Source organism: Kaistia sp. 32K, from assembly GCF_016629525.1.
Taxonomy (GTDB): domain Bacteria; phylum Pseudomonadota; class Alphaproteobacteria; order Rhizobiales; family Kaistiaceae; genus Kaistia.
On record NZ_AP024269.1, the window covers coordinates 881,233 to 896,111 of the forward strand.

Below are 14,879 nucleotides of genomic sequence, written 5' to 3' on the forward strand. Positions count from 1 at the left end.
CTGGCCGTGCCGCGTTGCAGTTTGAAGGAGCGTTTTCGGCCATGAGCCAGAAGTCCCTGCGTTACCGCCTTGGCGTAGACATCGGCGGCACCTTCACCGATGTCCTGGTCATGGAGGAGGAGAGCGGCCGGCTCGTCGCCCTGAAAGTCCCGTCCAACCGCAAGAACCCCGAGGATGCGATCCTCGCCGGCCTCGGCCAGCTCGACGAGCGCCACGACATCGGCGCGTCGGAGATCGTCTATTTCTCGCATGGCACGACGCTCGGCGTGAACACGCTCTTGGAGCGCGACGGCGCCGAGGTGGGTCTCCTGACCACCAAGGGATTCCGCGATATCCTCGAATTGCGGCGGCTGCGGCTGCCCAAGGCGAACGACCTCTTCGTGCCGCGCCCGCGCGCGCTGGCGCCGCGCCGCCGGGCGGCCGAAGTGGACGAGCGGATCGCCCAGGATGGCGAGGTCATCGTTCCGCTGAAGCGCGACGACGTGCTGTCTGCCGCCCGCCATCTGGTCGCGCAGGGCGCCTCGAACATCGCCATCTGCTTCTTGCATTCCTACCGCTTCCCGCATCACGAACAGACGGCGAAGGCGTGGATCCTGGAAGAGTTCCCGGATCTCTACGTCATCGCCTCGTCCGATCTCTGGCCGCAGCAGCGCGAATATGAGCGCTGCCTCGTCAGCGTCATCAACGGCTATATCGGCGCCCGCATGCGCACCTATTTCGACACGCTGGAAGAGAAGACCCAGGCCGCCGGCCTCGAATGCCGCATCTTCTCGACCAAGTCGAACGGCGGTGTGATGGGCCTGGAGGCGGCCGGCGACCGGCCGGTCGAGACGCTGCTTTCCGGTCCCGCCTCGGGCGTGATCGGCGCCGCCTTCATTGGCCGGATGATCGGCGACGAGCGCCTCATCACGCTGGATATGGGCGGCACCAGCGTCGACATCGCCGTCGTTGACGGCGAGATCCCGTATTCGACCGAAAATACGGTCGGCGATTTTCCGGTGCTGCTGCCGGCCGTCGACGTTTCCGCCATCGGCGCCGGTGGCGGCTCCGTCGCCTGGCTCGACGCGGAGGGCGTGCTGAAGGTGGGCCCGCGCAGCGCCGGTGCGATCCCGGGGCCGGCCTGCTATGGCCGCGGCGGCACCGAGCCGACCGTCACCGACGCCTATGCGCTGCTCGGCATCATGGCGCCGAGCGGCCTGCTCGGCGGCGAGATGAAGCTCGATATCAAGAAGGCGCGGGCGGCTCTGGCGACGCTGGGCGACCGGCTCGGCAAGACGCCGGAAGAGACCGCGGACGCGATCCTGCAGGTGGCGACCGCCAACATCTATGCCGAGCTGGTGCCGCAACTCGCCCGGCGCGGCGTCGATGCCGGAGAATTCTCGCTGCTCGCCTATGGCGCCGCGGGGCCGACGCATGTCTTCATGCTGGCGCGCGAGCTCAACATGCGGCGCGTGCTGGTGCCGCCGACGCCGGGCCTGCTCTGCGCGCTCGGCTGCCTCGTCGCCGATCTCCGCGCCGATTTCGTGCGCAGCCTCTGGCAGGACGTGCGCGACCTCTCGGACGAGACGCTCACGGACTGCTACGCCGTGCTGGAGGACGAGGCGCGCGACTGGCTGGACAAGCAGCATGTCGACGTGACTGAGACCTACCTGATCCGCTCGGCCGACATCTGCTATGTCGGCCAGTCGTTCGAGCTGAACGTCGTGTTCCCGGACGAGCCGCTGTCGGTGGAGGCGCTGCAGCGCTGGTTCCACGACCGCTACGAGCTCGTCTACGGCTTCGCCGATCGCAGCAATCCCATCCGCGTGCTGGAAGCGCGCGTGCAGGTCGTCGGCGTCACGCGCAAGCCGAATTTCGAGGCGCTCCGCCCCTTCGCGACCGTCAGCGACAAGCCCGTCTCGTCGCGTCCGATCTACGAACAGGGCAAGACCGTCACCGGCACGGTGCTGCAGCGTTCCTCGCTCCAGCCTGGTGACCGGTTCCACGGGCCGGCCGTGGTCGAGCAATACGACACCACCGTCTACGTGCCGGAGGGCTTCGAGGTCACGGTGGACAAATGGTTCAATCTCGTTGGGGAGCTGTCGCAATGATCGAGGACAAGATCGGTCTGGAAATCCTCAGCAACCGCTTCCAGGCGACCGTTGACGAGATGGCCCAGGCGCTGTTCCGCACGGCGCATACCGTCTTCATCAAGGAGACGCAGGACTACGGCGCCGTGCTGGTCAGCCCGGGCGGCGAAGTCTTCGCGGCGTCGCGGCGCTACGGCGTGTTGATGATGGTCGGCATGCCGATGGATGATGCCATCAAGGCGATGGGCGACGACGTCCGCGAGGACGACGTCTTCATGACCAACGACCCCGAGGCGACCGGGGGCATGTGCACGCATCTCAACGACATCTTCCTGTGGAAGCCGATTTTCCATGGCGGCAAGCTGATCTGCTACGCATGGACCTTCGTGCACATGTCGGATGTCGGCGGCCGCGTCTCCGGCAGCATCGCGCCGTCCAACCACGAGATCTACCAGGAAGGCATCCGCGTTCCGCCGCAGAAGCTCTTCAACCAGGGCAAGCTCGACGAAACCTTCCTGAAGATGTTCCTGGTCAACACCCGCACGGCCGACCAGAACTGGGGTGACATGAAGGCGTGCCTCGCCGCGCTTTCGACCGCCGAACGCCGGGTCAAGGAGCTGCTGGACCGCTTCGGCGCGGAAAAGATCAGCCAGGGCATCGTCGATGTGCTGAATTACGCCGAGATCCAGGCGAAGCGCGTGATTTCGAGCGTGCCCGACGGCGTCTACCGCTTCAGCGATTTCATCGAGGCGGACATGGTCGGGCAGGGGCTGCTGCGCGTCAATCTCAAGCTGACGATCGCCGGCGGCGAGATGCACATGGACTTCACCGGCACGGCCCCGCAGGTCCGCGCGGCGCTCAACCTGCCGAGCTTCAGCAAGACCGGCCACTGGATGCTGATCACCGGCGTCGTGAACTGGCTGTGCACGCGGGAGCCCAACATCGCCTATAACGCCGGCCTGGTCCGGCCGATGAAGGTGCATATCCCGAAGGGGACGATCATCAATCCGGAGGCGGGCGCCGCCTATGGCGGGCGCTATTCGACCTCGCATAAGGTCTGCGACGTCATCATCGGCGCACTGTCGCAGGCGGTGCCGGAACAGCTTCCGGCCACCGATTCCGGCCAGGGCTCGATCCTGCTGGTCTCGGTGCCCGACATGGCGACCGGCGAGACGCGGGTCAGCGTCATCCAGCCGCTGGTCGGCGGTTCGGGCGGGCGCCCGGTCGACGACGGCGTCGACGGCACCATGGTCATCCTGAATTTCTTGAAGAACGTCCCGACCGAGTTGCTCGAGCACGAGATGCCGAACCTCCTCATCCGCCGCTATTCGCTGCGCGAGGATTCCGGCGGTGCCGGCCGCTATCGCGGCGGCACCGGCTCGATCGTCGAATTCGAGACCAACGTGCCTTTCACGACGATCACGGCCCGCAACATGGAGCGCTATTTGTTCCCGCCGGCGGGTCGCAAGGGCGGCACGCCGGGCACGACGGGCTTCACCACGCTCAATCCGGACACCGACCATGAGCGCGACATCGGCAAGATCGACATCCTGGAGATGGACGCCGGCGACGTGCTGCGGATCGGAACCCAGGGCGGCGGCGGCTATGGCGATCCGCTGGAGCGGCCGGCCCAAACCGTCTGGGAAGATGTCCTCGACGAATATGTCTCGATCGACACCGCGCGCGAAAAATACGGCGTCGTCGGCACCCTGGCCGGCGGCCTCGACCTCGCCGCGACCGAGGCGCTGCGGAAGGAGATCCGCGAGCTTCGCGCCGGTGCGCCGTTGAAGGAGTTCGATTTCGGACCGGTGCGCGAGGCCTATCACGCGCGCTGGCCGAGCGCCCTGCATGACGCGATCAGCGAGGCGACGCAGAACATGCCACGCGTGCAGCGGCAGGTTTCCTACCGCGCCCTCTACACCGAGATCGATCGTCGGCTCGACGCCGGCGAGACGGTGACGGCCGACGACGTGCCGGGTCTGCTCCTCTCGCTGCAATCGTCTGGCCGGCGGCGCGCACCGGCCTCGTCGAGACGCTGACGGTGGCCTCTTCGGCGGCGCCGGCCGCCAGCCACGATGGGTCACGGCGCGCCTTGCAACTGCGCGAGGTCGCGTCGGATGCCCGGCTGCCGAAGGCCGTCGATGTCGTCGTCATCGGTGGCGGCATCGTCGGCGCGTCGGCGGCCTGGCACCTGGCAAAGCGCGGCCTTTCCGTGGCGCTCTGCGAAAAGGGCGTGATCGGCGGCGAACAGTCGGGCCGGAACTGGGGCTGGTGCCGCAACACGCTGCGCCATCCCGCCGAAATCCCGCTGATGCAGCAGAGCATGCGCGACTGGCGCGATCTGGCCGTGTTCGGCGCGCTCGACACCGGCTTCCGCACGAGCGGGATCCTCTATTCGTCAGGGCGCAACCGCAACGACGAGGCAAGCTATGACGCCTGGCTCGCCTCGGTCGCGCGATACGGCCTCGATTCCCGGATGGTCACGGCTGCCGAAGTCGCCGGCCTCGTGCCCGGCGGCGCCGGCGCGGCTGTTGGCGGGCTGTACACCGCCTCCGATGGCGGCGCCGAGCCGGACCGGGCGACGGCCGTGATCGCCGAGGCCGCGCGGAACCTGGGGGCCAGCCTCCATGCGGAATGCGCGGTCCGGAGCCTCGAATTGCAGGGCGGCGAGCTTTCCGGGGTCGTCACCGAACAGGGGCGGATCGAATGCCGGGCCGTGCTGCTGGCCGCTGGCGTCTGGTCGCGTCTCTTCGCCGGCAATCTCGGCATCGACCTGCCGCAGCTGAAGGTCATGGGCTCGGTGATGCGGACGCATCCGCTGCCGGGCGGCCCCGACGTCTCGGTTGCCGGGCGGCGGTTCGGATGGCGGAAGCGCCGGGATGGCGGCTACACCGTCTCGCAGGCCGACGCCACGATCTTCGACATCGTTCCGGACAGCTTCCGGTTGCTGTCCGATTTTCGCCCGGCCTTCGCCACCGGCCTGCGCAGCCTGCGGCTTCGGATCGGGCGGCGCTTCGTCGAGGAGGCGCGCCTCGCCCGGCGCTGGCAGGCTGACGAGATCACGCCCTTCGAACAGGTCCGCATCGCCGATCCGGAGCCGGCCGAGCGGGTGCTGCAGGAAGCGGTGAGGGCGATTTCCGCCGCCTATCCGGTATTCGCCGGCATGCGCATTGCCGGCCAGTGGGGCGGGCTCATCGACGTGATGCCGGATGCGCTGCCGGTGATCGGCCCGGTCCTTTCGATACCCGGTCTCTTCATGGCAACCGGCTTCTCCGGCCATGGCTTCGGCATCGGTCCGGGCGCCGGCCGGCTCGCGGCCGAGCTGATCCATGGCGACGCGCCCTGCGTCGATCCGGAGGCCTTCCGCCTCGAGCGGTTCCGCCGCGCGCAGTCCGGGTCGCCCCGCGCCTACGGAACGTCCGGATGAGCGCGGTTCCCGGGTTCCGGCCAGGAGAAAGCGCTGGCACCGGATCACCGGAAGTGTCAACATACGCAATAGAGTATCATTATTTGGAACGTCTATCCTGCATCGATATCGGCGCCAGGCGCGCGGGATTTCTCCCGCGGCGCGATGCGAGCGCTGCGACGCTGGGATGTGACGGGACCACCATCGAGTTGAGAAAGCCGGAATGAAGTATGATGTCGTCATCGTCGGGGCGGGCCATAACGGTCTCGTCTGCGGTGCCTATCTGGCCAAGGCTGGATTGAAGGTCTGCGTGCTCGAGCGGCGCGGACAGGTCGGCGGCGCCTGCGTGACCGAGGAAGTCTGGCCGGGCTACAAGGTCAGCACCGCCGCGCACATGCTGGGCCTGCTGCAGCCGCGCGTGATCCTCGATCTCGAACTGCAGAAGTTCGGCTACGAAGTCCTGACGACGCCGCCGATCGTCCAGCCGATCGAGGGCGTCGGGCCGGTCGTGCTCTGGCGCGAGACCGATCGCCTGGTGAAGCAGTTCGCGCGCTTCTCGCAGAAGGACGCCGCCGCCTATCCCGAATACATCGCCCATTTGGCGCGGCTCGGGCCTGTCTTCCGGCAATTGATGTGGGAGATCCCGTTCGATCCGAGCCGGCTCACGGTCGGCAATCTCCGCGATGCCGCCCTGTTCGCCTGGCGCAACAAGGGGCTGGTCGGCCGCTTCCACGAGGTGGCGGACCTGCTCACCATGAGCGCCTACGACTATCTGAGCCGCTGGTTCGAGTCCGACGCGGTCAAGGCGATCCTCGGCTACTACCCGGCCGGCGGTTCTGGCCAGAGCGTCGGCTTCCATACCGAAGGCACGGCCTATTTCCTGCTGCGCGGCTATCTGCGCGACAACAACACGGCGGCCGGCGGCACGGGCCTGGTGCGGGGCGGCATGGGCACCGTCAGCGACGCGATCGCGCGCTCGGGCGCCCGCTTCGGCATGGAGACGCGGGTTGACGCTGAAGTTGCCCGCATCCTCGTCCGCGACGGCAAGGCCGAGGGCGTGGTGCTGGCGAATGGCGAGGAGATCCGCGCCCGGCTGGTCGTCTCGAACGCCTCGGCCCGGCACACCTTCCTGAACCTCGTCGACGAGGCGGCGCTGTCGGACGAATTCCTCGGCGGTATCCGCAGCTTCGGCGGCAGGGCGACGGCCTTCAAGGTGCATCTCGCCGTGACGGAACTGCCGAAATGGGACGGGATCGAGGCCTCCGGCTTTGGCCCGGGAGACCCTTCCCAGGTCACGATCGCGCCGAGCGTCGCTTATCTCGAGCAGGCCTTCGCGGATCTGCAGGCCGGGGTGCCGTCGCGCCGGCCCTATCTCACCGTGCAGGCGCCGAGTGTGGTGGATCCGAGCCTCGCTCCGGCGGGGCATCACCTGATGAGCATCTATGGTGGCCACATCCCCACCGGCCCCGGCGCCGACCAGGGCGAGGACACCAAGGAAGCCGTCCTGAACCGCGTGCTGGAGACGATCCGGATCTTCGCGCCCGGCTGGTCAGGCGCCTATCTGCACAAGCAGGTCATGCTGGCGGCCGATTACGAGGCGGCCTTCGGCCTGCCCGGCGGCAATCCGCACCACGCCGATCTGACGCTGAGCCAGCTCTTCTTCCGCCGCCCGGCGCCGCGCTTCTCCGATCACTCCACGCCCGTGCGCGACCTCTATCTCTCCAGCGCCTCCAACCATCCGGGCGGCGGCGTCACGGGTATTCCCGGCTACAACGCCGCCCGCGTCGTGCTGAAGCGGCTGGGGCGAAAAGCCGGCTGAAGGGGACGGTGCGCCCGATAGAAGACGACAATCGCAGGTTTAGCCGCTCGGAAACGCGCGCCCGCTAAATGGAGGCGCGTTTCACATATTGGAATTTCGCGCCGGGCGCGCTACAGCCTTTCGACAGGACGGATGGGATTTCCGGCGGCGAATCGGGAGAGACGCTCCGGTTGGCCGATGTCGATGTGGGGAGGCTGGCATGGAAACGACGGTCGTCAAAGGCTTCAAGGTGCTGGAAGCGCTGGCGCGCAGCCCGGGCAGCCGCACGCTGACCGACCTCGCCGCCGAATGCGGCATGAGCAAGAGCAACGTCCATCGCCTGCTGCGCACGCTCGAAGAGTGCGGTTATGTCGGGCGCGATGTCGACGCCAGGACCTACCGCGCGACGCTCCGACTCTGGGAACTCGGCGTTCGCGTCTATTCGCGGCTCGACCTCAGGACCTATGCCGTCCGCCATCTGCGCGAGCTCGCCGAACTGACCGAGGAAACCACCCATCTCTCCGTCTTCGACGGGGAGGGCGTCCTCTATCTCGACAAGGTCGACGGCATCCATGCCGTGCGCACCTATGTGAACGTCGGCGACCGCGCGCCGGCCTATTGCTCCTCGACCGGCAAGGCGATCCTGGCCTATCTGCCGGACGAGACGATCCGCCGCGTCAGCAGCGATCTGAAGCCGTTCACGGAGAATACGGTGCGCACGCCGGCGCAGCTCCGCGCCGATCTCGAGCTGATCCGGCAGCGCGGCTATTCCGAGACGCGGGGCGAATATCGCCCCGGCGTGCTCGGCTTCTCGGCGGCGATCCGCAGCCCGTCCGGAGAGCCGCTCGGCGCGATCGGCGTCGCCGGCCCGGAGGAGCGCATGCAGTTGCGCGATCTCGACGCGACGATCGCGGCCGTGCTGACCGCCGCCCGCCGCATCGAGGCCGATCTAGGTTTCGGCCCGACGCCCTCGCTCGGCGAGACGGAGCCGGTCAAAGCCGCTGCGAAATCCACTGCCAAACCGCGCCGCAAGGCGGCCGCCGAGTAGGGCGGCCGCGGCAGGCGGGGAACTAGACCTTCGAGAGCTTCCGTTCGGGATCGAAGAACGGCATCGGCACGACAGTCGCGTCGAGCCTGCGATCCTCCGCCACCACGCGGAGCGCGGTGCCGTGCCGGGTCGCGGGCGTCTCCAGGAAGGCGATCGCGATGGGGTGGCCGAGTTCGTGGGAGTACGACGCGGAGGTGACGTAGCCGACATCGCGGCCGTCCAGCGTCACGCGATCGCCGTCGATCGGGATTTCCGGGCCGGCGAGGGTAAGGCCGGCGAGCTGGGTTGCCGGCTGCTCCTTCTTGGCGCGGATCAGCAGGTCCTTGGCGCGGTAGTCGCCCTTCGTCTCGCTGATCATCCAGCCGAGGCCGACCTGGGCCGGGTTGTGCTGCCAGTCGAAGTCGTGGCCGAAATTGAGGATCGACGCCTCCATCCGGCGCAGGTTCAGCGCGCGGCTGCCGGCGAGCTTGACGCCGGCCGGACGGCTGTGGTCCCAGAGATCGGCGAAGAACTTCGCGCCGTGCTCGACGGGGACGTAGATGTCGTAGCCGAGCTCCGCCGTGTAGCCGGTGCGGGAAATGACGACCGGCGCGCCGCACACCTCGGTCTCCACCGACCAGTAGAAGGGAAGGGCGGAGAGATCGGCGGCGGTGACCTTCTGCAGGATCTCGCGCGATTTCGGGCCCTGGATGCTGGCGACGTGGATCGTGTCGAGATGGCTGGTGATCGTCACGCGCTTGCCCTGCGCGTTGGCATAGATCCAGCACTCGGAATTGCCGGGACCACCGATCCACCAGAACTTCTCGGCCGAGAAGCGGACGAGCACGGCGTCCTCGACGATGCCGCCGAAGTCGTAGCACATGATGGCGTAGTAGCACTGGCCGTCCTTCATGCGCGTCAGGTCGCGCGGGACGAGGCTGTCCATCAGCGCCAGCGCATCCGGGCCGGCGATCTCGATGATCTCCTCGCCGGTGACGTCCCAGAGCCCGGCGACCTTCCGGCAGGCCCAGTATTCCTCGACCGCGTCGGTGAACTGGTCCGGCTTCAGATAGGTGTTGTGCAGCTTGAAGTCCGTCGCGATGGCGCCGATCGTCGGATAGAAGGCCGTCCGCTTGAGGCCCGACCGCGACCGCATGCCGGTGCGCGCATAGGGAGGCGCGCCGGTTATGCAGGCGAACTCGGTGCGCTTGAAGGGCCTGTCTCTCTCGATATCCATCAGGGTCTCCGTTGGGGCGGCGGCGTGGTCGCGGAAAGGTCGGCGCCGATCCGTGGCACGGCATTGAGCAATTGGGCGGTATAGGGGCTGGAGGGCGCGCGGAGCGTCGTCTCCGTGTCGCCGATCTCGCAGAAGGCGCCGCCGTTCAGCACGCCGATCTCCTGGGCGAACCAGCGGACGACCGCGAGGTCATGCGAAATGAACAGGTAGGTAAGGCCGCGCTCCCGCTGCAGCGTCTCCAGTAGCTCCAGAATGGAGGCCTGCACGGAGACGTCGAGGGCGGAGAGGATCTCGTCGCAGATGATCAGATCCGGATCGGCCGCCAGCGCCCGGGCGATGGCGACGCGTTGGCGCTCGCCACCGGAGAGCTGGTGCGGACGGCGGTTCGCATAGGCGGGATCGAGCCGAACCGCCTCAAGCAGCTCGGCGACGCGTGCCTCCCGCGCTTTGGCGTCGAGCGTGCCGAACATCCGGAGCGGTCGCGCGAGGATGCTGCGCACGGTCTTGCGGGGATTGAGCGAGCTGTCGGGGTTCTGGAAGATGATCTGGATCTTCTGGCGCTGCAGCACGGGCCGCCGCTGCGCCAGCGCCGCCACCGGCGCGCCGCCGAAGCGGATCGTGCCGAGGCGGGGGCGCGACAGCCCGGCCACCGCGCGGGCGATGCTCGACTTGCCGCTGCCGCTTTCGCCGATCAGGGCGAAGGTCCTGCCGCGCGCCACGCTGAAGCTCACGCCCTTCACGGTGTCGGAGCCAGGCGGATATTTGCCGAGGCCGAGCAGGCGCCGGTTGGCGTAGCAGATCGAGAGGTTTTCGACTTCGAGCAGGGGCTTCGTCGAGCCGGTTTCGGCCGGAGGGGCGGCGGGTCGGTTGGGCGGCGGCACGTCGATGCGCGGGATCGCCGCGATCAGCCGGCGCGTATAGTCGTGCGCCGGACGTTCGAACAGGGCGGTGGCATCGGCTTCCTCGACGAGCTTGCCCCTCTGCATGACGGCGACCCGCTCGCAGATCTGCGAGAGCGAGGCGAGGTCGTGGCTGACATAGAGCATCGAGACGCCGGTCTCGCGTTTCAGCGTGGCGAGGAGCTCGAGGATGCGCTTCTGCGTCGTCACGTCGAGCCCGGTGGTCGGCTCGTCCAGGATGATCAGGTCGGGGCGGCAGGCGAGGGCGATCGCGATGGCGACGCGCTGCTGCTGGCCGCCCGAGAGCTCATGCGGATAGCGGCGCGCGGCCTCTGCCGGCTGCGGGATGCCGACCTGCTCCAGAAGCTCCACGACGCGCGCGGAAACGCCCTGCGGCGCGGCGACGGAATGGTAGGTCAGCATCTCGCCGATCTGGCGGCCGACCCGCATCGACGGCGTCAGGCTCGCCATCGGGTTCTGCGGCACGAAGCCGATCGAGCGTCCGCGCAGCGCGAGCAGCTCGGGCTGCGGCAATTCGAAGACGTCGCGGCCGCGAAACAGAACCTGGCCGCCGCCGATCCGGCTCGCCCCGCGCTTTTCGCCCATCAGGCAATAGGCGACGGTGGTCTTGCCGCTGCCCGACTCGCCGGCAAGGCCGAGGGCCTCGCCGCTGGCGATCTCGAGCGAGACGTCGTCGACGGCGCGCGTCCAGCTGTCCCCGCCGAAATAGTCGACGGAGAGGTTCTTCAGCTGCGCGACGGGTTGCGGTGAAGCGGTCACTTCGCCCCCGATGTGCGATGGCCGGGATGGTCGAGCCGCCGCGACAGCCCATCCGCGAAGAGGTTGATGCCGATGATGAGGACCGCCATGACGGCGGCGGGCGCCAGAACCGGCCACAGCGAATTGGTGGCGTTGGCGCGCGCCTCGTTGATCATCAGGCCCCATTCCGGCGTCGGTGGCGGCGCACCGAAGCCGAGGAAGCCGAGCGAGCCGATGAAGATGATGGCGAAGGCGGAGCGGATGGCGAATTCCACCAGCAGCACGCCGAGGATGTTGGGCAGGATCTCGTGCAGGCAGATGCTGAGCGTGGTCTCGCCGCGCGCCCGCGCCGCCGCCACATAATCGTGGGTCGAGACGTTGAGCGTCGCCGCCCGCGCGACGCGGGCGACGCGCGGCACGAACAGGAACGCGACGGTCAGCACGACCAGCCACAGGCTGTTGCCGAGGGCGCTGATGATGAGCAGCGCCAGAACCAGCGTCGGAATGCTGATCAGGATGTCGATGATCCGCATGCCGAGTTCGTCGATCCAACCCCGGATGTAGCCGAGCACGATGCCGATGAGGCCGCCGATCGCGAGCGCCAGGAAGGTCGCGGCGAAGGTCATGGTCAGCACGGAGCGCGTGCCGAGCACGACCCGGCTGAAGACGTCACGGCCGAGATTGTCGGTGCCGAACAGGTGCTGCAGCGAGCCGCCTTCGAAGGGATTTCCGGTCAGGATCGCGGCGGCGCCATAGGGCGCCCAGAGCGGGCCGGTCAGCGCCACGCCGATATAGACGAGGATGATCGCAGCACCCACCCAGCCGCTCGCCGACAGGCCGCGCGTCGCGCGGCGAATGCCTCGCCGCCATGACCCGATGCTGGCTTCGGAAAGGGTCATGTTATCGGAGCTTCGGATTGAACAGGATGATGAGGAGATCGGCGACGAGATTGGTCGCGATATAGGCGCCGGTCATGATCATGCTGATGGCGAGGATGACGGGAATGTCCTTGTGGCCGATCGAATCCACCATCAGCCGGCCGATGCCGGGGAATTCGAACACGGCCTCGACGACCACGACGCCGCCGATCATCCAGGCGACGTTGAGGGCGGTGATGTTGATCGCCGGGCCCAGTGCATTGGGCAGGGCGTGAAAGAGCAGCACGCGCCAGGTCGGCATGCCCTTCAGCCGCGCCATCAGGACATAGCTGGAATCGAGCACCTCGATCAGGCTCTCGCGCATCATGCGGACCGCATAGGCGGACATCGCGGCGACGAGGGTGATCGTCGGCAGGGCGATCAGCTGCAGCAGCTCGCCGAAGCTCTTCGCCTGGCCGATCAGCGCGAGCGGCGGCAGCCAGGAAAGCTTGATGGCGAAGACCGAGATCAGCAGCAGCCCGATGACGAACTCCGGCAGGCACATGAAGACGAGGACCATGCCTGAAATGACATGGTCGGCCATCCGGCCACGGTGGATCGCCGTGATCACGCCGAGCGAGATGGAGATCGGGATGTAAAGAAGCAGCGCGAAGCCAGACAGCAGCGCCGTGTTGGCGACGCGCGACGCGATGTAGCCGAACACCGGCCGATCGGCGACGAGCGAGGTGCCGAGGTCGCCTTTCATCAGGCTCGACAGCCACAACCAGTATCGCTCTGGCGCGGACAGATGCAGGTGCATCTGCTCGCGCAGGAGCGCCAGGCCTTCCGGCGTCGCATTGCGGCCGAGAATGCGCTCGGCGGCGTCGCCGGGCAGCATCTCGACCAGCCAGAAGTTGATCGCCGACACGGCGAGAAGGCTTATCAAAGCGATCCCGATCCGTGTCAGCACTGTCCTCGACATCGACAAGGGTCAGCCGATCTCGACCTGGGAGAAGTCCTTGGTGGACTGCTGCGGATGCGGCTTCCAGCCGGAGACGTTGGCGCGCGTCGCCGCCAGTGCGTCCGGGAACATCGAGATGATGGCGCCGCCATCGTCACGCAGCAGTTGCTGGGCCTGCTGGTACAGCTTGGTCCGCTCGGCCACGTCCGTCGTCGCGCGCGCCTTCTCGATGAAGGCGTCAAACTCGGGACGCTTCCAATGCGTCTCGTTCCACTCCGAGGTCGAGAGATACGGCGCCGCGAGGGCGTCGTCGGCGCCACGGCCCGACCAGGACGAGCAGATGAAGGGCTGCTTCAGCCAGACCGCGCTCCAGTAGTCGTTCGCGGGCGCCTTGTTGATCTTGACGCGAATGCCGGCCTCGGAGGCCATCGCCTGATAGAGCGTCGCCATCTCGATGAAGCCGGGCACCGTCTCCGAGGTGAACAGCTCGATGTCGATGCCGTCCGGATGGCCGGCTTCGGCGAGCAGGGCCTTGGCCTTCTCGACGTCACGCTCCCGGGTCTTGGCCTCGAGGGCATACTTGACCCACGGCGCCACCGGATTGTCGTCGCCGATATTGCCGTAGCCGCGCAGGACCAGCTGCAGCATCTGCTCGCGATCGACGACATACTTCATCGCCTGGCGGACGCGGACATCGTCGAAGGGCGGCGTATCGGCCCAGGCGCTCAGCGTCAGCACGAAGGGAGCCCGGGTGCGCACCACCTTGACGTCGGGGTTCTGCTGCAGCCCGGCGACGCCGGCGCGGCCGAGATCCCAGACGAGGTCGATCTGGCCGGATTCGATCGCCGCGATACGGGCGGATTCCTCGGGGATCGAGCGAAGCTCGACGACGTCCACCTTGGGCAGGCCCGGACGCCAGTAGTTCTCGTTCTTGACGAAGGTGCTGACGTCGTCGCCGGGAACGAAGCGCTGGACCTTGAACGGACCGGTGCCGATCGCCGCGGTGCGGAGCTCGGATTCCGGCTGGCCCTCGCGGAGGATGTAGGTGAAGCGGTTGGCGATGAGCTCGGGGAACTCGACGGTCGGCTTCTTGAGCTTGAAGCGAACTGTGAGATCGTCAAGCGCCGTGATGGCGGCCGGATCGATGGTCGCCATGGAGGAGGCGCCCGGCGACGCGGTCTTCGGATCGAGCAGCCGCTTGAAGGTGTAGATCACGTGCTTGGCGGTCAGGGGCTCGCCGTCGTGGAACTTGACGCCCTCCTGCAGCTTGAACGTCCACTCGTCGCCGGTCGCGTTGGATTCCCAGGACTTGGCGAGCTGGGGCACGGCGGCGAAGGTGTCGTCCAGCACCACCAGGCGCTCGAAGACGAGGCTGGTGCGGGCGGCATCCGGATCGTTCGTGCTCTTCGCGGGGTCGAGCGTGCCGGTGGCGTTGTCCGCCTCGCCTGCCGCGATCCGGAGCGTCTTGGTCTGCGCCCAGGCCTTCGGGACCGGAATGACCGCGGAGAGGGGCGCGGCGGCCAAAGCGGCCATGGCGCCCGTCATCAACCGGCGGCGAGAGATCCGGAGAACGTCTTTCCCGTGCATGCAACCCCCTAATAAGCTCGCGACCCTGGCCGCGCGACTGGCGTGATCTCTCGGTGCAGCATCGATGGGATCGTTGCCGGCGCTTTGCCGGCGTATCTCCCGCATCCCGATGCTAGCCAGTAATCTCACTATTTGGAATACTGTCTTTCATATTGATACGATTGGATGGCGCCCGCTGTTAAGCCAATCCGTCCTCAACCACACGCCGCCCCAAAACGGAATTGCTCCGCTTGGCGGCCGACGTGGCAAATCCGACCAAATGCTCATTTGGCCGAGGAT

General features: G+C 67.4%; 10 protein-coding genes. 5 read left to right on the forward strand and 5 right to left on the reverse strand.

All coding sequences use genetic code 11. The annotated features are described in order from the left end of the window. Positions 1–41 precede the first annotated feature (41 nt). The 5 genes from K32_RS03830 to K32_RS03850 all read left to right on the forward strand — a co-directional run bounded on the left by K32_RS03830 (position 42) and on the right by K32_RS03850 (position 8,321). The gene (locus K32_RS03830; RefSeq protein WP_201402751.1) at positions 42–2,090 is read left to right on the forward strand and encodes a hydantoinase/oxoprolinase family protein; all 2,049 of its coding nucleotides are present in this window, start codon (positions 42–44) and stop codon (positions 2,088–2,090) included. Next, positions 2,087–4,108, forward strand: coding sequence for a hydantoinase B/oxoprolinase family protein (locus K32_RS03835; RefSeq protein WP_201402752.1), 2,022 nt, complete (start codon positions 2,087–2,089; stop codon positions 4,106–4,108). Before K32_RS03830 ends, K32_RS03835 begins: the two co-directional genes overlap by 4 nt. Positions 4,109–4,161: 53 nt before the next feature. After that, entirely contained in the window at positions 4,162–5,496 is a 1,335-nt protein-coding gene (locus tag K32_RS03840; protein ID WP_201402753.1) for an FAD-binding oxidoreductase, read from the forward strand. A 202-nt stretch (positions 5,497–5,698) separates the two neighbouring features. Then, positions 5,699–7,294 (forward strand): NAD(P)/FAD-dependent oxidoreductase, encoded by a 1,596-nt coding sequence (locus K32_RS03845; RefSeq protein ID WP_201402754.1) that lies wholly within the window; start codon positions 5,699–5,701, stop codon positions 7,292–7,294. A 199-nt stretch (positions 7,295–7,493) separates the two neighbouring features. Further along, on the forward strand, positions 7,494–8,321 hold the full coding sequence (locus K32_RS03850; RefSeq protein ID WP_201402755.1) for an IclR family transcriptional regulator: 828 nt from the start codon (positions 7,494–7,496) through the stop codon (positions 8,319–8,321). Positions 8,322–8,343: 22 nt separating this feature from the next. Here the strand turns inward: K32_RS03850 and K32_RS03855 are convergent, their stop codons facing one another. Genes K32_RS03855 through K32_RS03875 form a run of 5 tightly spaced genes read right to left on the reverse strand, consistent with a single transcriptional unit; the run spans position 8,344 to position 14,546 of the window. Then, positions 8,344–9,537, reverse strand: a complete 1,194-nt coding sequence (locus tag K32_RS03855) for an aminomethyltransferase family protein (protein ID WP_201402756.1) — start codon at positions 9,535–9,537, stop codon at positions 8,344–8,346. Then, entirely contained in the window at positions 9,537–11,216 is a 1,680-nt protein-coding gene (locus K32_RS03860) for an ABC transporter ATP-binding protein (RefSeq protein ID WP_201402757.1), read from the reverse strand. Before K32_RS03860 ends, K32_RS03855 begins: the two co-directional genes overlap by 1 nt. Further along, the gene (locus tag K32_RS03865) at positions 11,213–12,094 is read right to left on the reverse strand and encodes an ABC transporter permease (RefSeq protein WP_201402758.1); all 882 of its coding nucleotides are present in this window, start codon (positions 12,092–12,094) and stop codon (positions 11,213–11,215) included. The genes K32_RS03860 and K32_RS03865 overlap by 4 nt, the downstream gene beginning before the upstream one ends. 1 nt (position 12,095) lies before the next feature. Continuing rightward, a complete protein-coding gene (locus K32_RS03870; protein ID WP_201402759.1) occupies positions 12,096–12,998 on the reverse strand; it encodes an ABC transporter permease in 903 nt (300 codons plus the stop codon). A gap of 45 nt (positions 12,999–13,043) precedes the next feature. Beyond that, positions 13,044–14,546 carry an ABC transporter substrate-binding protein gene (locus tag K32_RS03875; protein WP_201402760.1) on the reverse strand — a complete coding sequence of 501 codons (1,503 nt, stop codon included), beginning with the start codon at positions 14,544–14,546 and terminating at the stop codon, positions 13,044–13,046. Positions 14,547–14,879: the final 333 nt, after the last annotated feature.

Excerpts from the sequence above, each read along its gene's own strand:
- K32_RS03845 (WP_201402754.1), top strand. The coding sequence starts at position 5,699 with ATGAAGTATGATGTCGTCATCGTCGGGGCGGGCCATAACGGTCTCGTC.
- K32_RS03865 (WP_201402758.1), bottom strand. The coding sequence starts at position 12,094 with ATGACCCTTTCCGAAGCCAGCATCGGGTCATGGCGGCGAGGCATTCGC.
- K32_RS03855 (WP_201402756.1), bottom strand. The coding sequence starts at position 9,537 with ATGGATATCGAGAGAGACAGGCCCTTCAAGCGCACCGAGTTCGCCTGC.
- K32_RS03830 (WP_201402751.1), top strand. The coding sequence starts at position 42 with ATGAGCCAGAAGTCCCTGCGTTACCGCCTTGGCGTAGACATCGGCGGC.
- K32_RS03850 (WP_201402755.1), top strand. The coding sequence starts at position 7,494 with ATGGAAACGACGGTCGTCAAAGGCTTCAAGGTGCTGGAAGCGCTGGCG.
- K32_RS03875 (WP_201402760.1), bottom strand. The coding sequence starts at position 14,546 with ATGGCCGCTTTGGCCGCCGCGCCCCTCTCCGCGGTCATTCCGGTCCCG.
- K32_RS03835 (WP_201402752.1), top strand. The coding sequence starts at position 2,087 with ATGATCGAGGACAAGATCGGTCTGGAAATCCTCAGCAACCGCTTCCAG.